The following is a 24584-nucleotide window of genomic DNA, read 5'->3' as shown; positions in this document are numbered from 1 at the left end:
TGACTGCACGCACCGGCAGAACGACAACCATGGAGACCCTGATGACGACCGTTGAACAGCAATCGGCCTGTCCGTCGAAGACCCCCGTCATGCATCCGGACGAATGGCACGCGCGCGTGCAACTCGCCGCGTGCTACCGGATCTTCGACATGCTCGGCTGGACCGAGATGATCTACAACCACATCACGTTGCGTGTACCCGAGAGCGTGAGCGGCGGCGAGCGGCAGTTCCTGATCAATCCGTTCGGGCTGCACTACAGCGAAGTGACGGCCAGCAATCTCGTGAAGATCGATGCGCAGGGGCGCGTGCTCGACCGCTCGCCGTATCCGGTGAACCCCGCCGGGTTCGTCGTGCATGCGGCGATTCACGAGGGCTTGCCCGGCGCGCACTGCGTGATGCACACGCACACCACGGCGGGCGTCGCGGTGGCATGTCTGGAAGATGGCCTGCAGCAAACCAACTTCTACAGCGCGCAGTTGCATGAGCGCGTCGCGTATCACGACTTCGAAGGCATCACGGTGCATGCGCAAGAAGGTCCGCGCCTCATCGAACATATCGGCGACAAACAGGCGGTGATTCTGCGCAATCACGGCCTGCTTGCGTGGGGCCACACCTTGCCGCAAACTTTCGCGGTTCTGTGGACGCTCAATCGCGCGTGCGAAATCCAGATGGCGACGTTTGCGATGGGCCGAGCGCGGCCGGTGCCGGAAGCGGTGGCGATCCGCTGCTCGCGCGATGCGTTGCAGTTCGATCCGAAGCACGGCGCGGGGCAGGATGTGTTCGACGCGCTGGTGCGGCGGGTGGATCGCATCGACGCGAGCTACAAGGATTGATGCGGGACCGGCCCACGAACTCATGCACGACTAACCAGGAATCGAAGCGATGAAAGTTGTTATCTACGGCGCAGGCGCGATCGGCGGGTGGATGGGCGTCAAGCTCGCGCAGGCCGGCCACGACGTCGGCGTGGTGGCGCGAGGCGCGACGCTCGCTGCATTGCGCGAACAGGGCTTGCGTCTGATCCAAGGGGGCGTCACGCATACGGTGAAGGTCGCCGCGAGCGACACGCCGGCCGACCTCGGCGCGCAGGATCTCGTGGTGGTCGCCGTGAAAGGACCGGCGATGGCGTCGGTCGCCGCGCAGATCGCGCCGCTGCTGGGCCCGCAAACGACCGTGCTGACGGCGATGAACGGCGTGCCGTGGTGGTTCTGTGCAGGCCTCGGCGGCGACTTCGCCGGGCGGCGGCTCGAATCGATCGATCCGGACGGCGCGATCGCCGCCGCGATTCCGACCGCGCAGACCGTGGGTTGCGTGGTGCATGCGAGCTGCCTCGTCGAAGCGCCGGGCTTGATCCGGCATCACCAGGGTAAGGGCTTGATCGTCGGCGCGGCGAATGGCGAAGCGAGCGAGCGCGTCGCGGCGCTGACCGAAACGCTGATCGCGGCGGGCTTCAACGCGTCGATGTCGGCTCAGATTCAGCGCGACGTCTGGTACAAGCTGTGGGGCAACATGACGATGAATCCGGTCAGCGCGATCACCGGCGCGACGACCGACCGGATTCTCAGTGACGAACTGGTGCGCGGTTTCGTGACGAGCATCATGCTGGAGGCGAAGGAGATCGGCGCGCGGTTTGGTATTCCGATCGATCAGGCGCCAGCGGACCGCCACGAAGTCACGCTGAAGCTGGGCGCGATGAAAACGTCGATGTTGCAGGACGTGCAAGCGGGGAAGGCGGTCGAGCTCGACGCGCTGGTGGGGGCCGTGCGCGAACTGGGGCAACTGACGCAGGTGCCGACGCCCTACACGGATGCACTGCTCGGTCTCGCGCGCCTGCATGCGAGCACGTTGGGGCTGTATCCGCGGCAGTGATGCGGCGCGTTTGAAAATCAGGCCGCCGTGCGTCTGGCGCACGGCGGCTTTTTTGCGTCTTGCCGCGCGTTATGCGGCGACCGTAGAAGAGACCGGCAGGCGCGCCGCTTCGATCAGCGACAGCGCGCGCCGTGGGCCGTCGAGTTCGGTCATGCACAGCAGCACGAGCCGCGCCAGATAAAGCGGCGTCTGCGCTTCGCCTTCGGCCGTGAGGGTTTTGCAGAGCGTCGTGTAGACGAGGTCGAGATCGCTATCGGTCATGATGATGTCGTTCCTGCTTCGTTAGATCGTCAACACCGCACCCAGCGCGCGCTGCGCGTCAGCCGCGCTGCCGTCGCGCCAGCGCGCCAGCACGTGGCCGTCGGGACGGATCAGATAGACGGTGCCGGGCCGCGCGTCGAGCATGTCGTGCAGATGGCCGGTTGGATCGATCGTGCACGGCTTGGCTGAACACGGCGCGTCGCTCCTGCCCAGCGTGATCGTCCCGAACGGAATACGCCGTTCAGCGAGCGTGCGTTGCAACTGCTGCCACGCGTCGTCTTGCGCCGGGTCCGCGCCAAAGCGCAACGCGGTGAAGCCGGGTTCAAGCAGATCGGTCAGATGGATCGCCATGCTTGCGCCGTCGCCGGTGCGCTTGAGCAAGCGGCATTCGGGTAACACCGTACCGGGTGCGGGACCGCGGCTGAACGAGTCGGACGCGGCGTTGCCTGCGGCGTCATTGAGCGGTGAGCGCAGATACGCAATCGCGTGCGTCTGCCGTGGATTGATCAATGGCCGCACGGCCGCGTGCTGATCTGCGAGACCAAGCACGGCAGTACGCATCAGATCGAATGCGAACGACGGCGGCGCCATGAATTCGGTGCTTTTCATCCCATAGCTGAGATTCTCGCGCGCGGCGAATACGCGTTCATCGCTATAGCTGTCGAGCAGATCCGGTGACGCCATACCGTTCACCACGCAGCCGAGTTTCCAGCCCAGATTATCGGCGTCGTCGATGCCGGAATTGGCGCCGCGCACGCCGAAGATCGGCACGAGATGCGCGGCGTCGCCCGCGAATAGCACCGAGCCGTGCCGATAGCGTTCGAGCGTCAGTGCGTTGGCCTTGTACACGGTGATCCAGATCGGCGACCACGCGCCCGTTTCCCCCATCGCGTCGAGCACACTCTGCACGCGCGGCAACACGTTCTCGGGCTGCACGGCGGCGTCGGGGTCTTCGTCGTCGCGCAGTTGATAGTCGATGCGCCAGACGTTGTCCGGCTGCTTGTGGACCAGCACCGTCGATCCCGGATTGGACGGCGGGTCGAAATAAGCGAGACGCTCGGTGGCGCGAGCGCTGTCCAGTTCGATATCGACGATCACGTAGCGGCCTTCATACGTGGTGCCGGTGAGCTTAAGGCCGAGCGCCTCGCGAATCGTGCTGCGCCCGCCGTCGCAGGCGGCGACCCAGTCGGTGCGCATTTGCCAGGCCGTGCCGGTGTGGCCGGTCTGGCCGGTACGCAGCGCGAGCAGGGCGCCCCCGTCCGGCAGCTGTTCGATAGCCGTCACGCGGGTTTGCCAGCGAACCTCGATCAGATCGGCGTGCCGTTCAATCTCGTCGAGCAGCAATTGCTCGATCTGATATTGCGCGATGTTGATCATCGGCGGCAGGGACTGCTCGTCGTCCTGGTGCATCGTGAAGCGGAATACTTCGGTGTCGCGGTAGAAGCTGCGGCCGCCGGTCCACGGCAAGCCTTTTTGCAGGAAACCCTCGACGACGCCGAGGCGCTTGAAGATCTCCAGGCTGCGTCGCGAAATGCAGATCGCCCGGCTGCCGGTGCACACGCTGTCGTCGGCTTCGATCAGCACCGAGCGTACGCCCTGTCGCGCGAGAGCCAGCGCCAGCGTCATGCCGACCGGGCCGCCGCCGACGATGGCCACGGCCTTCGTTGCAGGGTCGCGTCCGTCGACGAGCGCAGGCACTTCGCCTGGGTAGTGGCGAGGCGAGAACGGATAGGGGGTGAAAGGGCGGGTCATGCGTGTCTCCTTGCTCGGGTCCCATGCAAGCTGGCTGCTGGGGCTTCAATGCCGGCAGATTGCCCGCCGCGGCTGGTTGGCTCTGCAAAGGCGGTGCGAATCGATAGGGAAGTATGCAGGAGGGCGCGCGTGAGGCTGTCCTCATTTTGGGTACAACCCGTGCGGGCTGGCCACCTCGGCCGCGCCGCCAAAAACGGCGCAACAAAAAAAGCCGCGAGGCACCCACGCGCCCCACGGCTTCATTCATTCATTGGCTCACGCGCTCACGCACCTGTTTCACCCGCGGTGGTATGTCTCGCCCCTTACTCCGCCCGCGCCACATGCGCCGGCTGACGCAGATGCTGCGTGCTCAACGCGGCCTGGCATTCCTCGATCATCGCGCGGAAGGTCGGCGACGTGTGCGACGCGCCGGTCGCACCGAGTTCCGAGCCGCCCTCCGGCAGGCCGCCGACGCCCAGCACCAGCGTCGCCCGCGGCCGCCATTCGCGCGTGCGCCGCAACATATTGCGCAAGTACGGCGGTGACTCGGGCGCGTCGAGCGAGACGATGCAAATGATCGGCGCGTCCTTGAAGCTCGGTTCGTCGGCGCGTGCGCTGCGGTAGCCCGAATGCGTCGCCATCATCGGGGCGAAGCCGTGGCGGCCGAGCAATTGCACGGCGATTGCGGTCGTCACTTCGTCGAACGCGCCGCGCCCGGGCACGCACAGCACAGACGTTCTGTCGATCTCCTGCGTCTCCCGCTGGCGAGTCGAAACGTGGCTGTCATGGCGCTCCGAAAGATCCGCCGACGCCGACGCGAGCACCGCGCTGGCGCTGTCGGCCGCTTCGGCGCGCGACAGACGGTCCGGCAGGCCGTCCGCGATTTCGAGGTTCTCGACGATATCGACCAGTGCCTCGTTGACCCGCTGCAACTGCTCCGGCATCAGCACGCCGCGCGTCGCATCGTTGCGTGCGAGCTTGAGGCCCTCGAGCGCGACCTTGTCGTAATAGTCGATCAGCGACATCTCGCGCAGCAGGCGCTCCGCCTGCACGATGGCCTCATGCGGATCGTCCGCGAGCAAGCGCTGATAGAAAGTCTGCGCGGGTGTCAGCGCGGGCTGATCGCCGAGCAGCACGGTCAGGAAGTTCAGCCGGTCGGCGTAGCGGCCGAGCGTGACGACACACAACGTGAGCGGCGTCGACAGCACGAGGCCGACCGGTCCCCACAGCCAGCTCCAGAAGATCGCCGCGACCACCACCGCGAGCGGCGACAGACCCGAGCGATGACCGTACAGCAACGGCTCGGCGATCTGCCCCGCCACCACGTCGACGACGATGAACAGGATCAGCGTATAGACCGCCATGGTCCATTGCGGCTGGATCGCGGCGGCGAGGAACACCGCAAGGATCGCGGCGATCCAGATCCCGATGTACGGCACGAAGCGCAGCAACGCCGCGATCACGCCGAACAGCAGTGCGCCCGGCACGCCGATGATCGCGAGCCCGATCGCGATGACGCCGCCCGCGCTGAGATTCACGCCCAGTTGCGCGACGAAATAGCGGCTCAGCCGCACGGCCGCGTCGTTGATCGCGGTGGTCGTGCGGTGCAGATCGCGCGAGCCGAACAGGCTGATCAAACGGTCGCGCAAATCCTCGCGCTGCAGAAGAATGAAGATCGTCACCACCAGCACGATGAAGGTGGTCTCGATCGGCGCGATGGCCGGCGACAGCGCGCGCTGCGCCAGTTGCATCGGCGTGGGTGATGGCTCGTGCACCTCGACCGGTTGCGGCACGGCGGGCGCGTTGCGCGCGGCGCGACCGGTCGGGCGCGGCGGGTTCGGCTTGGACGGCGCAACCCGCTGCAGCGTCGCGGCGGCGCGGCTCATCAGCGTGTCCGCGCGGCCGATGGTCTTTTGCTGGACGGTTTCGATCTTTTGCTCGATCGCCTCCTGATACTGCGGCAGGTCGCCGGCCAGCTGCACCAGTTGTGCGCCGATCAGCGCGCCGATCGCCAGCAACGAAGCGAGCGCGAACAGCACGGCGATGAAGATCGACGGCAGTTGCCCCATATGCAGCCGCCGCAGCATCTGGACGAGCGGGGCGAGCAGGAAACTCAGCAGCACCGAGAGCGTAATCGGGATCAGCACCGCGCGGCCGAAGTACAACGCGCACACCACCACGACACCGGTAATCACCGAGGCGAGACCATGCAGAGTCGGCGCGCCCGGCGGGTAGACGCGGTTCGGCCGCGCAGGCGGCGGTAACGATATTTTCATGAACAGACTTTCCGGGTGAGAAGCGCTGTCTTTTTTTGCAGGCCGCGAGATGATGCCAATCGTGTTGGATGACGTGGGATCGCGTCGACGGCGCACAGCGCTTCAGCAAGACACATGCCCGAATTGTAGGCGTTTTGGCGGCCTGCGACCCGATTCTCTAGCCGACGTGCAACCGCAGCAACTCGAACAGTCGCGAACTCGCATAGAGCAGCAGGCCGATGAAGCCGCCGACGATCGTGCCGTTGATGCGGATGTACTGCAGGTCCTTGCCGATGTTCAGCTCGATCTGCCGCGACATCTCGCGCGAGTCCCAGTTCTTGACGGTATCGCTGATATGACGTGTGAGGAATCGGGCGAAGTCCGGCGCCATGCTGCGCGCCGCTTCTTCGAGGTGATCGTTCAGCGATTGACGCAGCGCCGGATCGTTCGCGAGCTCGCGGCCCACCCATTGACCCATGGCGGCGACGCGCGCATGCAACGCGGAGTCGGCGCTCTGCAGATCATGCTTGAGCCACGCGCGCAATTCGCCCCACATGTCCTTTACATAGTTGCCGAACGCGTCGCCTTCCACCAGATAGCGTTTGAGCTCCTCGCCCTGTTGCAGGAACGCCGGGTCGCTCTTGAGTTTGACGATCAGCTTCTGTGCTGCTTCGTCGAACTTGTTGCGCAGCTGATGTGTGGGGTTTTCGCTGATCTGTTCGAGCACGCGGTTTACCGCGTTGGCGATCGCGTCGGCGCCTTTCTCGCCGAGCCAGGCGGACGGCAGGATCTTCTCCATCTTCGGATACTCGCCCTTCACCCACTCGACGATGCGCTCGGCGATGAATTCGCGCGCGGGCGGTTCGCGCAGCAGCGTTACCACCTGATGGATGCCCGCGTCGAGCAACTCCTGATGACGGCCGTCACGCGTGAGCGTGTCGAGAACGGCGCCGAGCGATTGCGACAGGTCCACTTTCGCGAGCACGTCGCGCAGCGCGTCCTTGATGAAGACCTGGACGCGCACGTCGTCGGTCAGTTCGAGAATGCCGCTCGTCAGCCTCACGACGTAGTCGCCCAGACGCGCAGTATTGGCCGGCTCGCTCAGCCAGCCGGTGATGCTGCGCGCCGGGTCGTGCTTCTGGATCAGACCGACCAGCGACGGCACGTCGAGGAACTTGTCCTGCACGAAGACGGCGAGGTTGTCGGCGATCTTGTGCTTGTTCTTCGGAATGATCGCGGTGTGCGCGGAAACGAGCGGGATCGGCACCCGGCGAAACAGCGCGGCAACCGCGAACCAGTCGGCGAGCGCGCCGACCATCGCGGCCTCGGCGACCGCCTTGATGCCATCGACCCAGAGGCCGCGCGGCATGAACGCGGTGATCACAAAAACGCAGGCGGCCGCGAGCAGCAATAGCAAGGGCGTGCGCTTGGCCTTCTTCAGTTCGACGGTCTTGTTCATCGGGGGCGGGCGATGGGTTCGGTTCGATTGAAACGATGCGGTGCGCTTACGGCGCTTTGGGCGCGCGATCAGCAACCGCGAGTGTAGCGCCGCTGACCGGGCGGCGCGCCGTGCAGATGTGGCTCGCTTTAGCGCGCCCGCGCGGTAACATCTACGGTTAGACTGCGAAGCCGCGCCTTGCGCGCGCAGTGGCAATGAACCGCAACACAATGGTAATGAGCGCAATGACCACCATGGAGGCGCAGTGATCAGGTTTCTGCACACAGCGGACTGGCAGATAGGCACGCAATTCGGCCAGTTCGAGCCGGACGAGGCGGCGCATCTCGCGCAGGCGCGCTTCGACACCGTGCGCCGCATCGCCGACGAAGCGGCTGCGCGCAAGGTCGACGCCGTGCTGGTCGCGGGCGACGTGTTCGATCTGCAAACCGTCTCCGACACGGTAATCCGCCGTTTGTTCGCCGCGTTGCAGGCGTTCGCCGGGCCGTGGATCATGTTGCCGGGCAATCACGACGCCGCGCTGGTCGAGAGCGTGTGGACGCGCGCGCAGCGGCTGAACTGCATCGGCCCGAACGTGCGGGTCGTGCTCGAACCCGGCGTCGTGCTGCTCGACGCGTGCCGCACGGCGCTGCTGTGCGCGCCGCTCACGCAACGCATCACCTACGACGACACGACCGGCTTCTTCGATAGCGCCGAAACGCCGCCGGGCTATCACCGCATCGGTCTCGCGCACGGCAGCGTCAGCGGAATTCTGCAGGAAGGCATCGACTCGTCGAATCCGATCGCGCCCACGCGTGCGCTCAGCGCGCGGCTCGACTATCTTGCGCTGGGCGATTGGCACGGCCACCTGCGTGTCGACGAACGCACATGGTATGCCGGCACGCACGAGCAGGACCGCTTCCGCGCGAACGATCCGGGTTTCATGCTCGACGTCACGCTCGGTGAGCCGGGCGCGTTGCCGCAGGTCGAAGCGGTGCGGATCGGTCAATATCAATGGCATCGCTGGGATGAAACGATCTCGGTGCCGACCGACGTGGACGCGCTCAAGGCGCGGCTCGCGGCACTGAGCCATCGCGACGTGCTGCGTGTGAGCGCGAGCGGCACGGCCGCGTTGGCCGATGCCGAAGCGCTGCACGTCGCGGTCGAGGAAACCCGCGCGCGCGTGCGGGCGCTGCGCATCGATCTGAGCGGCCTGCAGGTGCTGCCCACTGCCGACGACCTCGCCGAACTCGGCGCGCAAAGCGGCTACCTCGCGAAAGTGGTGGCGCGGCTGCGCGGCTTGCAGGAAGACCCGCAAGCCGACCCGCAGCAAGTCAGGCGCGCGGCCGAGGCGCTCCTGCTTCTGGCGCGTTTTCAACGTGAATTGCCGCGCGAAGCGAGGTCCGCATGAAGTTGCAAAGCATTGCGATTCAGGAGTTCAAACAGTTCAGCGAACGGCTCGTCATCGACGATCTGCAGCCTGGGCTCAATCTGTTCATCGGGCCGAACGAGGCGGGCAAGAGCACCGTCGCCGAAGCGGTGCGCGCCGTGTTTCTCGAACGCTATAAGGCCTCGCATCTGAGGGATCTGCTGCCCTGGGGCAAGGCGAGCGGGCAGCCGTCGGTCGAGGTGAGCTTCGAGCTGGACGGCGTTCAATGCAGGTTGTCGAAGCAGTTCGTCACACGGCAGCGCTGCGAGTTGCGAATCGGCCAGACTGTCTTCGGCGAAGACGAAGCCGAGGACAAGCTCGCGGCCCTGCTCGGTTTTTCGCGCGCCGCACGCGGGCCGCTGAAGGCCGAGAACGCGGGCGTGCCGGGACTTTTGTGGGTGCAGCAAGGCGGCACGCACGAGGTGCGCGACTCGACGGGGCACGCGGCGCAGTATCTGCGTGATGCGCTCTCGCAATTGTCGGGCGGCAGCGAATCGGCCGGCGAGGACGCGCTGATCGCCGCCGTGCAGCGCGAGTTGCGGCAACTGCTGACGGCGCGCACACAGAAGTCGACTGGGCCGCTCGCCGAAGCCGAAACGACGCTCGCCGCATTGATTGCCGAGCGCGACGAACTCGAGCAGCAGCGCCAGCAGTTCGATGAAAACATCTCGCGGCTCGCCTCGCAGCAGGAGGCGTTCGACGATACGCAGCGCAAGCGTCCCTGGGAACTCCACGAACAGAAGGCCGTGCTCGCGCAGCAGCGCGCCGATGCCGCGGCGGAACTCGAACGCAGTCTGGAGGGGCTCGCGCAGTCCTTGCAGGTGAGCGAAGCGGAACTCGCGCTGTCGCTGCAACAGGAGCAGGGCGCGGCCGAACTGGAAGCGGCCGTCGCGCGTGAGCGTCAGCAACTCGATGCGGCGCGGGCCAATGTGTCGGCGGCGCAGACCGAGCATGCGCAAGCATCGAGCAGCGTCGCACAGTTCGAGCAGGCTTTTGCCGACGCAAGCCGTGCGCTCGAACTGGCGAACGCGGCGGTGACGGCCGCCGATCTGCGTAGCCAGATCGGCCTCTATCGTGCCGAGAGCGAGCGGCTCGAAGCGACGATCGCCGCCGCGGGCAAGGCGAACGACGCGGTGCTCGATGCCGCGCGCGACGCGGCCGCGATCGAAATCGACGAGACGAAACGCAAGCGCCTCGCCGCGCTCGATGGCGAACTGACCTTGTTGCGCGCGCGCACCGAGGCGGCGATGACGCGCATCGAGTACCGGTTGAGCGGCGTGCTGACGGTCGATGGCGAGCAGATCGCGGGCGACGGTGTGCTGCGCGTCGACGACGAGAAGCGGATCGGCCTCGGCGAACTCGGCGAATTGCGCGTGATTCCGGGCGTGTCCGATCTGTCCGCGCAGCTGGCCGAACTCACGTCGCTCGAAGCGCACCATGCGCAGTTGTTGCAGGCGCTGGGCGTCGCGTCGCTCGGTGAGGCCGAATCCCGCTACGAAAAGTGGAAGACGCTGGTCGCGCAGCAGAAGAGCCAGGCAAAGATTCTCGACGTGCATGCGCCGCAGGGCATCGATGCCTTGCGTGCGGCGTTGGCGTCGGCGTCGGCGCGTTTGCAGGCATCGAATGAACGGCTCGCGGGCTTGCCCGATGTGTCCGCGGCGCCTCCGCTCGACGAAGCGCGCCGCAACGCGGATATCGCGCGCGACGCGTTGGAGGCCGCGAGAAAAGTGCTAACCCAGGCCGCCGAGAAAAGATCGACCGGCATGGCGACCGCCGACTCGCTCGCCGCGCAGTTGCAACGCAAGGAAGCGCAATTGAACGACGAAGCCTACCGTCGCAACCGCGCGCAGTGGCAGACGAAAATCGTCGAACAGCGCGTGCAGGTCGACGCGTTGAGAAAGCAGCGCGAGGGGCGCGAGCGCGAACTGGGAGCGGCGCGTCTCGACGATCCGGCGGCGGAGGCAAAGCGTTATCGCGCGTCGGCGGAACTCGCGCGCAGCGAGCAGCATGAGCGGCAGGTGCGCATCGCGCACCTGCGCAGCCAACTGGAGACGGTCGGCGCGTCAGGGCTGGGCGAACGTCTCGCCGCGCTCGACGCGCGGGTCGAGCAGGCGACCCGCCGCAAGGACGAACTCGGCCTGCGGGCGAGCGCGTTGAGCCTGCTCGACGAAGTGCTGGTCGACGAACGCGACGCGGCGGTGGCGCAACTGCGTGCGCCGCTGACCGAGCGGCTAGGGCACTATCTGAAGCGGATTTTCCCGCAGTCGACGATTGCACTTGGCGACGACCTGAGTCCCGCGACGCTGGATCGCCATGGCCGCGCGGATACGCTCGACGCACTGAGTTTCGGTACGCGTGAACAGCTCGGCATCCTGACGCGGCTCGCTTATGCGGACTTGCTGAAGGCGTCGGGGCGGCCGACGTTGCTGATGCTCGATGATGCCGCCGTGCATACCGATGCGGCGCGGCGTGATGCGCTCAAGCGCGCGTTGATCGATGCGGCGACGCGCCATCAGATTCTGGTGTTCACGTGTCACCCGGAGTTGTGGGACGACCTGGGTGTGAGGCAGAGGGCGATTGGGGATTTGAGGGTGGGGGCGTAAGAGGTGCTGCGAGAAGTCCGTGCTGGTATGAGCTGCGGGAGGGTGGAGGATTGCTTAAGATGACGCACGCCGCCGACTATCTTAAATACTGAAGATTCCAGATGGCTTCTGGTTGATCTGCTAGTTGAAGCAGCTTTCAGTCATCACATCTCACTCATACCACCGCGGCGTATAAACCCACTCAGCACCGCCGCTACCACCCCCAAATCTTCGCGTCATCGACGACCCCACGATCACCATCGTCCGCATATCCACATCGGACGATTTCAGCTCACCCAGCGTGAGCGTGCGCAGCGTGCCGCCGGGCCGGCCGATGTCGCGCCCCAGCACCACCTGAGTCGCGGCCGCGCGATATTCCCGCACGATATCCAGCGCTTTGTCCAGTTGCCACGGACGTGCACGCGAAATCGGGTTATAGAACGCCATCACCAGATCGGCTTCGGCCGCGTGCCGCAGACGTTTTTCGATGATCGCCCACGGCTTCAGGTTATCGGACAGCGACAGCATGCAGAAGTCGTGACCGAGCGGCGCTCCCGCTTGCGCGGCGGTCGCGAGCGCCGCCGACACGCCCGGCACGATCGTCAGTTCGACCGCAGCCCATGCCGCGTCTTGCGATGCGTTGAGTGCTTCGAGCACCGCGGCCGCCATCGCGAACACGCCAGGGTCCCCCGACGACACCATCACCACCGACGCTCCCGCGCTCGCCAGTTCGAAAGCGTGCCGCGCGCGTTGCATTTCCTCGCGATTATCGGTGCCGTGAACACGTTGATGGGCGCGCAACGGGCCGGCCATTTTCACGTAGGTGTCGTAGCCCAGAATATCGGTGGCTTCGTCTAGCGCCGTGCGGGCGGCGGGCACCATCAGGTCGGCACGGCCCGGGCCGAGGCCGATCACCGTCAGACGGCCGCGCGCGCGGCCAATCGTGCCGGGGTCGATGGCGAGCGGCGCCAATGCCAGCGCCACGCCAGCTGAGGTATCGTTGTGCAGCGTTTCGCAGGGGATGCGCAGTGCGGCACGTAACAGGCCGGCAGGCGACTTGTCACCGTCGGGACCGGTTTGCGCGAAGCGCAACGGCACGTTGAAACTTGCGGCGGCTTCGGCAAGCGCCGGGTCCGTCATGTCGTCGGACGAGGCGAGCAGCGCCGAGAGCGACAACGCAGCGAGACCGTGGGCGCCCAGCGCCTCGCGCACGCATGCGACGATCTGCGCACCCGCACCCGCACCCGCACCCGCACCCGCACCCGCACCCGCACCCGCACCCCTCACCGCCGCGACCACACAACGCGGATGAATCACCAACTCGTCCTCACGCCCATCCCACGCGCGCGGCGTCACGCGAATCGCGAGCCGCGCCGAAGCGGAACGCGGCAATTGCGCATCATCGAGCCAAGGCGCATCGCCTTCGATGCGCGTGCTTTCGCCCGCCAGCAGATCCGATACGAAACGCTTGCCTTGCCCGATATCGGCCAGCATGTAGCCCTCGGGCGGATTGAGTACGCAGGTGCCGAAGCGCAACTCGCCGCTCGTCGTGATCGCGGGCGGCACCGCCAAAGCGGCGGCGATCTCGCGGGCCATCACGTTGGCGTCCGTCAACCCGCCGAGCAACGGCACGACCGCGCTGCCGTCCTCGGCGACGGCCAGCACGGGCGGCTCGACGCCCTTGTTCGACAGCAGCGGCGCGACGCAACGAATCACGATGCCGGCCGCGCACAACGCGACGATCGGCGTGCCGCGCGCATACAGTTCGCGCAGATGCGCGCCGAGTTCGGTGTAGGACACGTCGGCTTCGACGCGTCCGTGCAAGCCGTGCACCTGGCAGCCTGCGCCGGCGGCACGATCCACACCAGCCGCACCCTCGGCATACAACGCCTGAATCCTTCGCGCCGTGTCCAACGCCCCCGCGCCGAGAATCACGATCGCCGGCGCGCTCATCCTTGCCATTTTTTCCCCGGAACGACGAGCAGCGAAAAATACGGCGACGCCATCGGGTCCACTTCGGCGAGCGGCACGATGCGTTGATTGCCCATCGTCGCGCGTTCGACGTACAGGGCGCGCTGTGCGAGGCCGAGTTCGCCGAGCACGCGCCGCACCTTGTCGAAATTGCGGCCGAGCTTCATCACGACGGCGGCGTCGGCATCGGCGAGACGGCGGCGTAACTCGTCCTCGGGCAGCACGCCCGACAGCACCGACAAACTCTGATTGCGATACACGAGCGGCGCGCCGAGCACGGCAGCGCCGCCGAGCATCGAGCACACGCCGGGCACCACTTCGCTCTCGTAGCGCGCCGCGAGCCGGTCGTGCAGATACATGTACGAGCCGTAAAAGAACGGATCGCCTTCGCAGATCACGGCGACGTCGCGGCCCGCATCGAGATGGCCGGCGACGATCTCGGCGGCGGTGTCGTAGAAGTCGGCGATGATCGCCTCGTACGAGAGCGGCGGTTCGAGCGCTTCGGTCGTGACCGGATAGACGAGCGGCAGATGCGCCTGAGCCTCATGCAAATGCGCCTCGATGATGCCGAACGCGTTGCCTTTCTTGCCCTTCGCGACGAAGTAGGCGACCACCGGCGCCGCCTTCAGCAGACGCAGCGCCTTCAGCGTGATGAGTTCGGGGTCGCCGGGGCCGACGCCGAGTCCGAGCAGTCGTCCTTGCACGCTCATTTATTCGACCTCCGTGGCCAGTGCGTTGACGGCGGCGGCGGCCATCGCGCTGCCGCCGCGGCGGCCGTGCACCACCACGTAGGGCACGCCGCGGCTGTCTGCGGCGAGCATCGCTTTCGATTCGGCCGCGCCGACGAATCCCACCGGAAAGCCGAGAATCAACGCGGGTTTCGGCGCGCCGGCATCGAGCATGTCGAGCAGATGGAACAGCGCGGTCGGCGCATTGCCGATCACGACGACGCTGCCGGCGAGTTGCGGACGCCACAATTCGAGCGCGGCGGCCGAGCGCGTATTGCCGATTTCGCGCGCGAGCGCCGGCACGTCCGGATGCGTGAGCGTGCAGATCACGTCGTTGTTCGCAGGCAGCCGCGCGCGCGTGATGCCCTGCGCGACCATGCCGGCATCGCACAGAATCGGCGCGCCTTGCGCGAGCGCCGTGCGGCCTGCCGCACCTGCGTGCGCGGAGAACTGCAGCGCGTCGATCACGTCGACCATCCCGCACGCGTGGATCACGCGCACCGCGAGTTTTTCGAGGTCGGCGGGAATGCGCGACAGGTCGGCTTCCGCGCGGATCGTCGCGAAGGATTGGCGATAGATCTCCTGACCATCGCGAATGTAATCAAGCATCTGTGTCACTCCGGGACAGGTGGGCGAGCAGGTCGGCGGCCTGTGCGATCGTCAGTCGGTGCGCGACGCAGTGGCCGAAGCCGGCGCTGCCGTTGCGTCGATATACGTCATAGAGGCCGGGCGCGGCGGCCAGCAGCGTGTACGGCGCGCAATGCGCGGCGGCGCACGAGCGCATGCAGCCGCTCAGGTGCGCGTCGACGTTGGCGGGCAGCCGGGCGGCGAGGCGCAGCGCGTCGGCTTTGGTGTCGGCGAGGCTCTTTGCGCAACCGCTCGAACCGGCGCACGCGATCAAACGCGTGATGGGTTGTGCGGGATCGCAGGCGAGCCCGAGGGCGTTCAGTTCGGCCAGCGCGGCGGGCAGTGCGTGCGTCGGGATGTCGGGCAGCAGCACGCTTTGCCAGGGTGTGGCGCGCAGCGTGCCGTTGCCGTGGCGTCGAGCGAGCGCGGCGAGGCCGTGCAGTGCGGCGGCGTCGAGGCGGCCGAGCGGCGGCTGGCCGCCCACGTGCCACATGCCGGCCTCACGTTGAGCGTGCGCGCCGAGACGTAGCGCGGCATCGGCTGTGGTACTGCGGCGCCATTCGGTGAGCAGGGCGTCGCGTGACAGCGGGAAGTCGACGTAGCGTTGGGCGTGCTGCAACAGCGTGTCGGCGCAATGCGTGGCGAGCAGGTCGCGCATGCGGAGGGCGTCGGCTGGTGCGAGGTCGAGGAACGTGTGCAGCAGCGCGCGCACGAGCGCGGGGACTTGTGAGGGGAGGACGGTGGCTAAGGGGCGGTGGTCGTGGGTGTGCGTGGAGTGGGTGCGTGAATTCCGCATGACCATGCTGCCGGTCAGCGTAGCCGAAAGTGCATGGGCAGCAACGACAACAGCCGCGGCCGCGTTGGTTCGCGCGTTCGTAGCCGCGTTCGCTTTTGCACCAGCATCAGCATCAGCATCGTCGCCCGTAACCGCGTTTGCGTTCTCCTCCACCTCGACACGAGGACACCCCGCCAACCCGAACACGAACCGCACACCGTCACGGCTCGAAGTCGCCGCGAGCCACACATCGTGTGGATGATCGACCCTCGCCAGACGTTCGCCGCCATCCAGCAGCAGCGCGAATTTCGGCGACAGCGCCGCGAAGCGCGTCTCGCTTTGTAGCAGCGTGAGCAATTCCGCGCATAGCGGGGCGGTGTCGATCAACGCGAACGGATCGCGTCCCGCTGCGGGGCTGATCATCACGTTGCGCACGTCGTCCGCGGCGCTCACGGCCCCGGCATTCGAAGCGTCGGTGGCGTTCGATGCATCTGCTATGTCGGCGACACTCGCCGTAGCGGTGTTCGAAATCTCGGCTGCGTCCACAGCGTTGGCTGCGTTCGCGCCTGCCCGAGGCTTCGTCATCGGCCCAAGCCCGGCCTCGACCAGCGCCGCGATCAACGCGGCTTCATGCCCCGCGCGCACGCCACGCACCTGCAGGTTCGCCCGATTGGTCAGCTCGATCACGCCGGCCGCGTGCCGCGTGCTCGCATCGGCGATCACTCGCGCCTCGTCCGCGCTCAACTCGCCACCTGGCAGCTTGATCCGGCAGATGCCACCATCACGCGCGGCAACGATGCGCAGCAGCCCCGGACACGCCGAGGGGCGCGGTGTCGAAACCGCGTGGAGCAAAGCAGTGGAGGGCGAAGCTTGAGTCAAGACGGACACCGGTTTAGCGTCGCGCGACGGCCCGAGCAAGCCGCGACGGCGGATTGCTGCGGCATCGGTACACCCCGCCCGATGTTGGCTGGCACGAACAGTCTCGCCGGCAGGTCTCCTGGCTGGCAGGTCATCGTCCACCGCAGCCTTCCCGGTCAAACCAGTGGCGCGTAGCGCAGGCGGACTCGCTGCATACAGTTGCGGGGGCAGCCACAGTGGCACTGTGTTCCCTCTTCGGCCCCGAAGGGCACCGGCGGCTGTATTATGCCTTTTTTCGAACCGCGCAACGAGGCTGGACGCTTTGACCGGCGTGGCGCGGCGCATTGATTGAAGACTCAGAATGAGGATGGTGGCATGCCGGCGTGGCTGACCGTGGTGGGCATTGGCGATGACGGCTTCGCCGGTTTGGGACGGCCCGCGCGGCGTGCGTTGCTGACGGCGTCGGTGGTGTACGGCGGCGAGCGTCACCTGGCGATGCTGCCCGCGCGCCTCGCCGCGCGCCGCGCCGCGTGGCCGCGTCCGTTCGATCTCACCCTGCTGCTGGCCGAACGCGACGGCGCCGTGTGCGTGCTGGCGAGCGGCGATCCAATGCTGTTCGGCGTCGGCGCGATGCTGGCGCGGCAGTTGCCCGCGGAGGAATTGCGCGTGCTGCCTGCGCCGTCGTCGCTGTCGCTGGCGGCCGCGCGGCTCGGCTGGCCGTTGCAGGACGTCGCGACGGTGTCGCTGGTGGGCCGTCCGTTGGCGACGCTGAACGCATATCTGCACGACGGCGCGCGCGTGTTCGTGCTGAGCGCGGACGGGCGCACGCCCGCGGCGCTTGCCGGGGTGCTGAACGCACGCGGCTTCGGCGCGACGCGCATGAGCGTGCTCGAACATCTTGGCGGCGAACGCGAGCGCCGCATCGACGGCCGCGCGGATCAGTGGAGCGCGGGCGAAGTCGCCGCGCTGAATCTGATCGCGCTCGAATGCCAGGCGACGGCAGGCGCGCCGCGTCTGCCGCTGACCTGCGGCTTGCCCGACGACGCATTCCGTCACGACGGTCAGTTGACCAAGCGTGACGTGCGCGCGATCACGCTCGCGCGCCTCGCGCCGACGCCCGGCGAATTGCTGTGGGACGTGGGCGCGGGCAGCGGCTCGATCGGTATCGAATGGATGCGCGCGCATCCCGCTTGCCGGGCGATCGCGATCGAAGCGCATGCGGAGCGGCAGCGCTTCATCGAACATAATCGCGATGCGCTCGGCGTGCCTGGGCTGCAACTCGTCGCGGGCCGCGCGCCTGCTGCGCTGGATGGGTTGCCGGTGCCGGATGCGGTGTTCATCGGCGGTGGGGTGACGGTGCCCGGTGTGCTGGACGCGTGTTGGGCCCGTTTGCGTGACGGTGGACGACTGGTAGCCAGTGCAGTCACGTTGCAGGGCGAGGCGGCGCTGGTCGCGTGGCGCGAGCGGTTTGGCGGCACGCTCACGCGTATCGCGCTCGCAAACGCGCAACCGCTCGGCGGCTTCGATACGTGGCGGCAGGCGTTGCCGATCACGCTGCTCGAAGTGACCAAGGCGGCTTGCGGCAATGGCGAGGCAAACGGCGCGCGGGCAACGGAGAGTGGCAGCGGTGAAATTGCCATGAATGATGCGAAGGTCGCCGACAACACGAACAGCACGAACAGCACCGCGGCCCATCACTCCGCTTCGCCTCACCGACCGTAATGCGCGAAGAATCTCCCGAACACGCCGCGCCGCTGCGTAGCGGCTACACGACCGGCAGTTGCGCCACGGCGACATCGCTCGCGGCGGCGCGTCTGCTGCTCGCGGGCGTGGTCAGCGAGGTCGCGGAGATCGTGCTGCCGAAAGGCCAGCATGTGCCGATGCCGCTCGTGTTCTGCCGCCTGCTCGCCGACGGTGCTGAGGCTGGCACCATCAAGGATGCCGGCGACGACCCCGACGTGACCCACGGCGCGCTCGTGTTCGCTCGCGTGCGCCTCATCCCCGAGCCGGGCGTCATTTTTCGCGCCGGACCGGGCGTCGGCACGGTGACGCGCGCGGGCCTCACGCTGCCGGTCGGCGAGCCCGCGATCAATCCCGTGCCGCGCAAAATGATGACCGAGCATCTGACCGACCTCGCGGCGGAGCACGCGTATCGTGGCGGCTTCGAAGTGACGATCGGCGTCGAAGCCGGCGAAGAGCTCGCGCTGAAAACGATGAACCCGCGCTTGGGCATACTCGGCGGCCTGTCGATTCTCGGCACTACCGGCATCGTGCGGCCGTTCTCGTGCTCCGCGTATATCGCGTCGATCCATCAGGGCATCGACGTTGCGCGCGCGAACGGCTACACGCATCTGGCCGCCTGCACGGGCAACGCGAGCGAAGACGCGATGCGCGCGCGTTATGCTCTGCCGGATATCGCGCTGATCGAGATGGGCGACTTCGTCGGCGCGGTGCTCAAGCATATGAAACGCGCGCCCGTCGAGCGGCTCAGCGTGTGCGGCGGCTTCGGCAAACTCAGCAAGCTGGCCGCGGGCCATCTCGACTTGCATAGCCGCCATTCGAGCATCGATCTCGAACGGCTCGCGACATGGGCCGCGGAGCAGGGCGCCGATGCCGCATTGCAGGCGGCGATTCGCGCGGCCAACACGAGTCAGCAGGCGGTGGCGCTCGCCCACGCGCAGCAGGTGCCGCTTGCCGATATCGTATGCGGGCATGCGTTGGCAGTGGCGCGCGCGATCGTGCCGCCGCAGGTGAATGTCGAGATGTTCGCGATCGACCGTCAGGGCAATGTGATTGGAGCGGCGCGATGATGCGGATCCTGTTGCTCGGCGGCACCGGCGACGCGTTGAAGATCGCGCGCCAACTCGGCGCCGCGCACGTGTACAGTCTCGCGGGTCTCGGCAGGGTGCCCGGCGATCTGTCGTGCACGCTGCGCGTCGGCGGCTTCGGCGGCAGCGAGGGCCTCGCACGTTACATCGCAAACGAAGGGATCGGCCTCGTGATCGACGCGACGCATCCGTACGCCGCGCGCATCAGTGCGAACGCGCTCGACGCGTGCCGCGCGGCGCGCGTACCATGCTGGGCGCTGCGTCGTCCGGGCTGGCGCAGCCAAGCCGGCGACGACTGGCGCATGGTCGGCGACTGGAACGAACTGATCGGCGCGCTCGCGCCGTTCAGGCGGCCGCTCTTCACGCTAGGCCGCGAGCCGCTCGCACATCTCGACGAGATTCCGCCACGGCAGTTCTGGACGGTGCGCTGTCTCGATTCGCAGCCGGACACCGCGCGCTCGCGCATCCTCGCGGCGCGCGGGCCGTTCACACTCGACGGGGAGCGCGCACTCTTCGCACTGCAAGCGTTCGACGTGGTGGTGAGCAAGAACAGCGGCGGCAACGCGACCGAAGCGAAGCTGCAGGTGGCGCGTGAACGCGGCTTGCCGGTCATCATGCTGCGTCGTCCGGCCTTGCCGGAGGTCGATCGGGAATTCGACAGCATCGCCGGTTTGCTGGATGCGTTACGCGCTCATCAGGTGCAGCTGCGGGCCGAACAGCACGCCCCCGGCACCACGGGTAATTGAATCTCTGGAGTCTTGAATGACGGTGTTTTTTATCGGCGCGGGTCCTGGCGACCCGGAACTGATCACGGTAAAAGGGCAGCGTCTCGTGCGCAGCTGTCCGGTGATCCTGTACGCGGGTTCGCTGGTGCCGGCCGCGGTGCTTGAAGGGCACAGCGCGGAGCAGGTCGTCAATACGGCCGAGCTCGACCTCGATCGGATCGTCGCGTTGCTGCAGGCCGCGCATGACAAAGGGCACGACGTGGCGCGCGTGCACTCGGGCGATCCGTCGCTGTACGGCGCGATCGGCGAACAGATTCGCCGCTTGCGCGAGTTGCGCATTCCATACGAGATCGTGCCAGGCGTGACCGCGACGGCGGCATGCGCGGCAGCGCTCGGTTGCGAACTGACGCTGCCCGATGTGTCGCAGACGCTGATCCTCACGCGCTACGCGAGCAAAACGACGATGCCCGAAGGCGAACAACTCGCCGACCTCGCCCGGCACCGCGCGACGATGGCGATTCATCTCGGTGTGCGGCATCTCGCGCGCATCGTCGATGAATTGCGGCCGCATTACGGCGGCGCGTGTCCGGTCGCGGTCATCTATCGCGCGAGCTGGCCGGATGAGGAAAAGCTCACCGGCACGCTCGACGACATCGTGAGCAAAGTGCAATCGAGCGCGATCGAGCGGACCGCGCTGATTCTGGTCGGCGAGGTACTCGCCGCCGAAGGTTTCGCGGACTCGACGCTGTACGCGAAGGGCGGTTGAACAGCGGCGTGTGCAAGCCCATCTGTGGATGGCTTGCATCACGCTCACCAAAGCGTCAATCCTCGATTGGCGACAACGCCTCGACCGGCATCTTCTTTTCCAAGCCGATGTGAATCGCCGGCACGAACACGAGCAACGCCACCACGAAGATCGCGATCACGAAGATCGAAACGAACGTCAGATGCAGCGACTGATGCAACACCAGACGGATCATGTCGCTATCACCGAGGCTCGCTACCTGATTCTGCAGCAGCGCTTTCAACTGGTCCGACGTGACCACCGCCGTGCCCTGCGAATGACTGAGCCCGAAGTTGAGCACCGCGCCGAACAGCGTCGCGCCGAGCGTGCTGCCGAGATTGCGCGAAAAAATATTCGAGGCGGTCGCGCTGCCGCGTTCATCCGTCTTGACGATTTCCTGGATCAGCACCAGCGAACTGACGCTCGACGTGCCCATGCCGAAGCCCATGATCAGCGAGCCGAACGCGGCGATCAACGGCGAACCGCCAGGCGATAGGAACAACAGCAGCGCAGCGCCGAGCGGCACGAACGCGCTGCCGCCGATCAGGATGCGGCGCAAGCCGACGCGGTGGAACGACTTCGCCGCGAGCGTCGCGCCGGTGGGCCAGCCGACCATCATCATCGTGAGCGCGAGACCGGCGACCACCGGCGAGCGATGCAGCACGCCCTGCACGTACATCGGCAGGAAGGTGGTCGCGCCCATCAGGATCATGCCCGACAACACGGTCGAGCCGTTGCACGCGGCAATCGGCCGGCGGCTCCAGAGCGCGAACGAGATCATCGGCTCGGCGGCGCGCCGCTCCTGCAGCACGAAGAACAGCACGCACAGCAGGAAGGCGCCGCCTGCGAGCGATGCCATGGCGAGCGCGTCGTCGCCCGCATAAGTCAGCGCCATCATCAACGCGGCGATCGCCGCCATGAACAATCCCGCGCCGCCAAAGTCGATCGACGGGCGCGCATGCCGCTCCGATTCCCGCAGGAAGGCGATGAAACCTGCAGCCGATGCGAGGCCGATCGGTACGTTCATCCAGAAGATCCACGCCCACGACAGGTTGTGAATGATGAAGCCGCCGACCATCGGCCCGACCACCGCCGACACCGCCCATACGCTGGCGAGATAGCCTTGCACCTTGCCGCGTTCGCGCGCCGGATAGAGATCGGCGACGATGGTCAGCGTGACCGGCTGGATCGCGCCCGCGCCGACGCCTTGTATCAGGCGGAACACGATCATGGCCGGCATCGACCACGCGAAGCCGGCGAGCACCGAGCCGAGCAGGAAGATCGCGATGCCCGCGAGCATCACCGGTTTGCGTCCGTACAGGTCGGCGAGCTTGCCGAACACCACGGTCATCGCCGTTTGCGTAAGCAGGAACGACGAGAAGACCCAACTGTACAGATGCAGGTCGCCGAGTTGCGTGACGATCTGGGGCATCGCGGTGGAGACGATGGTGGCTTCGATGGCGACCATCGCCATGGAAGCCATGACGGCGGCAATGACTAAAGCGCGCGACGATTGAGGGCTGCGGGACATGTAGGCGTTAGTATCGGGGTGTTGGGCGCGTCTGACGGCTTTGCAGGGGGCTTGCCGCGACGCATCAGCGCGGCCGCACGTGGCGGCCGATGTGGAGTATGCACCTCGCGGAGAATGCGCGCTCACAGCGTGGCACAGGGTTTGCGCGTTCGAAGTTCACTGTCGACACATGGAGGATCATTATGAGGATCGAATTCACCGGACGCCGCGAAGTGGTGGCGGCGGCACGCGTCGCCTTCGAGGCCAATGTGGACGGGACGGACGTCTGGTGCAGCGTGTCGCTGGATGCGCTGAACGACCATTTTGGCAACCACGGCCCCTCGGCCCACGACCTGGTGGGCACCTTCGAGGCGAACCGTGCGCGGATTGAAAATGCTACGCGGCGGGTCCTCGAAAAGAACGGTGGTCGCTCGGTTGAACTCGAGACCGGCGATTTTAATTAGGTTTCGATGAGGCCGTGGCGGTTTCCGCAAGCCGTCGCGGCAGGCCGGATAGTGAGAGCCCGGCGCCTTGCGCGCCGGGCTTTGTTATCGGGTGAGCTTGCAATCTCGTATGCGCTGCGGGCGCGCATGTCTACGGCCGTCGCGGCAGGCCTTCGAACGGCGACCCATCGGCGACTTCTCCAGATCCAGCAACAATCCCTTCGACACGTGGCCGTTATTCTATGAAGACGCGGCGCCTATATTGAGTCCAGCGGTCGCGCAATAGGTCATTCGCAGCACCGCCGACCATCAATTACTGGAGCTTGTTTTTATCATGAAGTCCTTGATCAACGCTGTTGTCGTCGTCGCTTCCATCGCCGCATCGGCCACGGTGTTTGCGCAATCTAACACCCGCATCACGCGCGAACAGGTACGCGCGGAACTCGTTCAGCTCGAACAGGCGGGCTACCACGTCGGCGACGGCGATCAGACCCATTACCCCGAAGCGGTGCAGGCGGCGCAAGCGCGCATTGCCGCGCAAAACAGCAGCGCGAGCGCCTACGGCGGCAGCGTCGCGGGTTCGTCGCAGAGCGGCCGGCCGGCGGTGTCGACGGCTGACTGGAACGCGATGTATAGCCGTTGATTCAATGCGCTGCGCTGCGCGATGCAGCGCTTCGGCGACCGGCGCGACGTGCCCGGATTCGCGCCGTGGCGCAACGGACCCTTCCAGCGCAACGTCTATATCCGCTTCCTCGACGCAGGTACAGTAGTCATGCACGCACGACTTCCGGTGTGCGAGCGAGAGAGTTGGCCCCGGCTGGAAACAGCCGGGGTTTTTTTCAAGTGCCGCGAACGGCGCGCAGGGTTCCTCATGAAGGCGCGCCAGTTCGGGATTCTTTTTCTGTTCTTCACCTCGGATCTCCGCCGCAGGCGTTCATGTCGGCTGCGCGCAGCCCGCCGCGCGCGGCTACGGTATAGTCACGCCAATCGATAGCACGCATGCCGCGGCTCGCCCGCACATGCATGGCGAACGTAGTCCCCGATTGTCTGGAGAACATCGTGCAGGAAATCATTAAAGGGTTCATCCGCTTTCAACGCGACGTCTTTCCGCAGCAGATCGCGTTGTTCAAGCGTTTGTCGGCGGCGCAAAGTCCGAGCACGCTTTTCGTGACCTGCTCGGACAGCCGCGTGGTTCCCGAGTTGCTTACACAGGTCGAGCCAGGCGCGCTGTTCGTGATTCGAAACGCCGGCAACATCGTGCCGTCGTATGGTCCGGAACCGGGCGGGGTGTCGGCCACCGTCGAGTACGCGGTGGCGGTGCTGGGCGTGCGCGATATCGTGATTTGCGGCCACTCCAACTGCGGCGCAATGACGGCGATCTCGACCTGCATGAATCTCGATCATCTGCCGGCGGTGGCAGGCTGGCTGCGTCACGCGGATGCGGCCAAGGCGGTCAATGCCTCACGCACCTATGCTTCGGATGCCGAACGTCTCGATGCGCTGGTCAAGGACAACGTGATCGCGCAGCTTGGCAATATCCGCACGCATCCTTCTGTGGCCGTCGGACTCGCCAATAAGACCTTGCAATTGCATGGCTGGATTTTCCAGATCGAAACCGGCGTAATGCTCGCGCTCGATGGGCGCACCGGGGAATTCCTGCCGCTTGTCGACAATCCGGAAATTTACGCGGGCTGAGGCGTGGATGGCGTGTGAGGTTCCGATGCTGAGTCGGAGCCATGGGTGCAGAGACACATCCGGCGATGAGGTGGCATCGAA

Annotated in this window: 20 protein-coding genes and 1 riboswitch; of the genes, 11 read left to right on the top strand and 9 right to left on the bottom strand. The window is 66.4% G+C overall.

Annotated features, from left to right (window positions below):
* Positions 1-41: 41 nt before the first annotated feature.
* Together HV770_RS17310 and HV770_RS17305 are read left to right on the top strand one after the other, a co-directional pair.
* Positions 42-833: a class II aldolase/adducin family protein gene (locus tag HV770_RS17310; RefSeq protein WP_175161490.1), complete on the top strand. Its 792-nt coding sequence runs from the start codon at positions 42-44 to the stop codon at positions 831-833.
* Between the two features lie 49 nt (positions 834-882).
* A complete protein-coding gene (locus tag HV770_RS17305; RefSeq protein WP_175161488.1) occupies positions 883-1866 on the top strand; it encodes a 2-dehydropantoate 2-reductase in 984 nt (327 codons plus the stop codon).
* A 69-nt stretch (positions 1867-1935) separates the two neighbouring features.
* Here HV770_RS17305 and HV770_RS17300 read toward each other — a convergent pair whose 3' ends face one another.
* The 4 genes from HV770_RS17300 to HV770_RS17285 all read right to left on the bottom strand — a co-directional run bounded on the left by HV770_RS17300 (position 1936) and on the right by HV770_RS17285 (position 7572).
* Positions 1936-2127, bottom strand: a complete 192-nt coding sequence (locus HV770_RS17300; protein ID WP_175161486.1) for a hypothetical protein — start codon at positions 2125-2127, stop codon at positions 1936-1938.
* Between the two features lie 21 nt (positions 2128-2148).
* Positions 2149-3879 carry an FAD-dependent oxidoreductase gene (locus tag HV770_RS17295; RefSeq protein ID WP_175161484.1) on the bottom strand — a complete coding sequence of 577 codons (1731 nt, stop codon included), beginning with the start codon at positions 3877-3879 and terminating at the stop codon, positions 2149-2151.
* A gap of 302 nt (positions 3880-4181) precedes the next feature.
* Complete coding sequence (locus HV770_RS17290; RefSeq protein ID WP_175161483.1) at positions 4182-6134, bottom strand: AI-2E family transporter; 1953 nt, start codon at positions 6132-6134, stop codon at positions 4182-4184.
* Positions 6135-6291: 157 nt separating this feature from the next.
* The gene (locus HV770_RS17285) at positions 6292-7572 is read right to left on the bottom strand and encodes a DUF445 domain-containing protein (RefSeq protein WP_175161480.1); all 1281 of its coding nucleotides are present in this window, start codon (positions 7570-7572) and stop codon (positions 6292-6294) included.
* 244 nt (positions 7573-7816) lie between these two features.
* On the opposite strand from HV770_RS17285, the gene HV770_RS17280 reads away from it, so the two are divergent.
* A complete protein-coding gene (locus HV770_RS17280; RefSeq protein WP_175161478.1) occupies positions 7817-8959 on the top strand; it encodes a metallophosphoesterase family protein in 1143 nt (380 codons plus the stop codon).
* A complete protein-coding gene (locus HV770_RS17275; protein ID WP_175161476.1) occupies positions 8956-11580 on the top strand; it encodes an AAA family ATPase in 2625 nt (874 codons plus the stop codon). Before HV770_RS17280 ends, HV770_RS17275 begins: the two co-directional genes overlap by 4 nt.
* 150 nt (positions 11581-11730) lie before the next feature.
* On the opposite strand, the gene cobJ is transcribed toward HV770_RS17275, so the two are convergent.
* From cobJ to HV770_RS17255, 4 genes are read right to left on the bottom strand one after another with little or no spacing between them, the layout of a single operon-like run.
* Entirely contained in the window at positions 11731-13512 is a 1782-nt protein-coding gene (gene cobJ, locus HV770_RS17270) for a precorrin-3B C(17)-methyltransferase (protein WP_175161611.1), read from the bottom strand.
* Entirely contained in the window at positions 13509-14240 is a 732-nt protein-coding gene (locus tag HV770_RS17265) for a precorrin-2 C(20)-methyltransferase (protein WP_121322512.1), read from the bottom strand. The genes cobJ and HV770_RS17265 overlap by 4 nt, the downstream gene beginning before the upstream one ends.
* On the bottom strand, positions 14241-14867 hold the full coding sequence (locus tag HV770_RS17260; RefSeq protein WP_121322510.1) for a precorrin-8X methylmutase: 627 nt from the start codon (positions 14865-14867) through the stop codon (positions 14241-14243).
* Positions 14860-16548, bottom strand: a complete 1689-nt coding sequence (locus tag HV770_RS17255) for an oxidoreductase (protein ID WP_175161474.1) — start codon at positions 16546-16548, stop codon at positions 14860-14862. Before HV770_RS17255 ends, HV770_RS17260 begins: the two co-directional genes overlap by 8 nt.
* An 82-nt stretch (positions 16549-16630) precedes the next feature.
* Positions 16631-16809: riboswitch (cobalamin riboswitch) on the bottom strand.
* An 84-nt stretch (positions 16810-16893) separates the two neighbouring features.
* Here HV770_RS17255 and cbiE point away from each other — a divergent pair.
* Genes cbiE through cobM form a run of 4 tightly spaced genes read left to right on the top strand, consistent with a single transcriptional unit; the run spans position 16894 to position 20837 of the window.
* Positions 16894-18240 (top strand): precorrin-6y C5,15-methyltransferase (decarboxylating) subunit CbiE, encoded by a 1347-nt coding sequence (gene cbiE, locus HV770_RS17250; RefSeq protein ID WP_175161610.1) that lies wholly within the window; start codon positions 16894-16896, stop codon positions 18238-18240.
* Positions 18240-19328, top strand: a complete 1089-nt coding sequence (locus HV770_RS17245; RefSeq protein ID WP_175161472.1) for a cobalt-precorrin-5B (C(1))-methyltransferase — start codon at positions 18240-18242, stop codon at positions 19326-19328. Before cbiE ends, HV770_RS17245 begins: the two co-directional genes overlap by 1 nt.
* Positions 19325-20092: a cobalt-precorrin-6A reductase gene (locus HV770_RS17240; RefSeq protein ID WP_175161470.1), complete on the top strand. Its 768-nt coding sequence runs from the start codon at positions 19325-19327 to the stop codon at positions 20090-20092. The genes HV770_RS17245 and HV770_RS17240 overlap by 4 nt, the downstream gene beginning before the upstream one ends.
* A gap of 16 nt (positions 20093-20108) precedes the next feature.
* On the top strand, positions 20109-20837 hold the full coding sequence (cobM, locus tag HV770_RS17235) for a precorrin-4 C(11)-methyltransferase (protein ID WP_175161468.1): 729 nt from the start codon (positions 20109-20111) through the stop codon (positions 20835-20837).
* A gap of 55 nt (positions 20838-20892) precedes the next feature.
* Here cobM and HV770_RS17230 read toward each other — a convergent pair whose 3' ends face one another.
* Positions 20893-22386: an MDR family MFS transporter gene (locus HV770_RS17230; RefSeq protein WP_175161466.1), complete on the bottom strand. Its 1494-nt coding sequence runs from the start codon at positions 22384-22386 to the stop codon at positions 20893-20895.
* A gap of 182 nt (positions 22387-22568) precedes the next feature.
* On the opposite strand from HV770_RS17230, the gene HV770_RS17225 reads away from it, so the two are divergent.
* The 3 genes from HV770_RS17225 to HV770_RS17215 all read left to right on the top strand — a co-directional run bounded on the left by HV770_RS17225 (position 22569) and on the right by HV770_RS17215 (position 24503).
* Complete coding sequence (locus HV770_RS17225; RefSeq protein ID WP_175161464.1) at positions 22569-22829, top strand: DUF1488 family protein; 261 nt, start codon at positions 22569-22571, stop codon at positions 22827-22829.
* Positions 22830-23142: 313 nt separating this feature from the next.
* Positions 23143-23451: a DUF4148 domain-containing protein gene (locus HV770_RS17220; protein ID WP_175161462.1), complete on the top strand. Its 309-nt coding sequence runs from the start codon at positions 23143-23145 to the stop codon at positions 23449-23451.
* Between the two features lie 416 nt (positions 23452-23867).
* Positions 23868-24503, top strand: coding sequence for a carbonic anhydrase (locus HV770_RS17215; RefSeq protein WP_121323899.1), 636 nt, complete (start codon positions 23868-23870; stop codon positions 24501-24503).
* The last annotated feature ends 81 nt before the right edge of the window (positions 24504-24584 follow it).

Origin of the sequence: Paraburkholderia fynbosensis (assembly GCF_902859935.1) — a bacterium.
Classification (GTDB): Bacteria; Pseudomonadota; Gammaproteobacteria; order Burkholderiales; family Burkholderiaceae; genus Paraburkholderia; species Paraburkholderia fynbosensis.
The sequence above is the reverse complement of the archived record's forward strand: the minus strand, read 5'-3'. Positions and strand labels throughout refer to the sequence as shown.

Excerpts from the sequence above, each read along its gene's own strand:
- HV770_RS17230 (WP_175161466.1), bottom strand. The coding sequence starts at position 22,386 with ATGTCCCGCAGCCCTCAATCGTCGCGCGCTTTAGTCATTGCCGCCGTC.
- HV770_RS17240 (WP_175161470.1), top strand. The coding sequence starts at position 19,325 with ATGATGCGGATCCTGTTGCTCGGCGGCACCGGCGACGCGTTGAAGATC.
- cbiE (WP_175161610.1), top strand. The coding sequence starts at position 16,894 with ATGCCGGCGTGGCTGACCGTGGTGGGCATTGGCGATGACGGCTTCGCC.
- HV770_RS17220 (WP_175161462.1), top strand. The coding sequence starts at position 23,143 with ATGAAGTCCTTGATCAACGCTGTTGTCGTCGTCGCTTCCATCGCCGCA.
- HV770_RS17300 (WP_175161486.1), bottom strand. The coding sequence starts at position 2,127 with ATGACCGATAGCGATCTCGACCTCGTCTACACGACGCTCTGCAAAACC.
- HV770_RS17265 (WP_121322512.1), bottom strand. The coding sequence starts at position 14,240 with ATGAGCGTGCAAGGACGACTGCTCGGACTCGGCGTCGGCCCCGGCGAC.
- HV770_RS17245 (WP_175161472.1), top strand. The coding sequence starts at position 18,240 with ATGCGCGAAGAATCTCCCGAACACGCCGCGCCGCTGCGTAGCGGCTAC.
- HV770_RS17305 (WP_175161488.1), top strand. The coding sequence starts at position 883 with ATGAAAGTTGTTATCTACGGCGCAGGCGCGATCGGCGGGTGGATGGGC.
- HV770_RS17285 (WP_175161480.1), bottom strand. The coding sequence starts at position 7,572 with ATGAACAAGACCGTCGAACTGAAGAAGGCCAAGCGCACGCCCTTGCTA.
- cobM (WP_175161468.1), top strand. The coding sequence starts at position 20,109 with ATGACGGTGTTTTTTATCGGCGCGGGTCCTGGCGACCCGGAACTGATC.
- HV770_RS17290 (WP_175161483.1), bottom strand. The coding sequence starts at position 6,134 with ATGAAAATATCGTTACCGCCGCCTGCGCGGCCGAACCGCGTCTACCCG.
- HV770_RS17260 (WP_121322510.1), bottom strand. The coding sequence starts at position 14,867 with ATGCTTGATTACATTCGCGATGGTCAGGAGATCTATCGCCAATCCTTC.
- cobJ (WP_175161611.1), bottom strand. The coding sequence starts at position 13,512 with ATGAGCGCGCCGGCGATCGTGATTCTCGGCGCGGGGGCGTTGGACACG.
- HV770_RS17310 (WP_175161490.1), top strand. The coding sequence starts at position 42 with ATGACGACCGTTGAACAGCAATCGGCCTGTCCGTCGAAGACCCCCGTC.
- HV770_RS17225 (WP_175161464.1), top strand. The coding sequence starts at position 22,569 with ATGAGGATCGAATTCACCGGACGCCGCGAAGTGGTGGCGGCGGCACGC.
- HV770_RS17295 (WP_175161484.1), bottom strand. The coding sequence starts at position 3,879 with ATGACCCGCCCTTTCACCCCCTATCCGTTCTCGCCTCGCCACTACCCA.
- HV770_RS17275 (WP_175161476.1), top strand. The coding sequence starts at position 8,956 with ATGAAGTTGCAAAGCATTGCGATTCAGGAGTTCAAACAGTTCAGCGAA.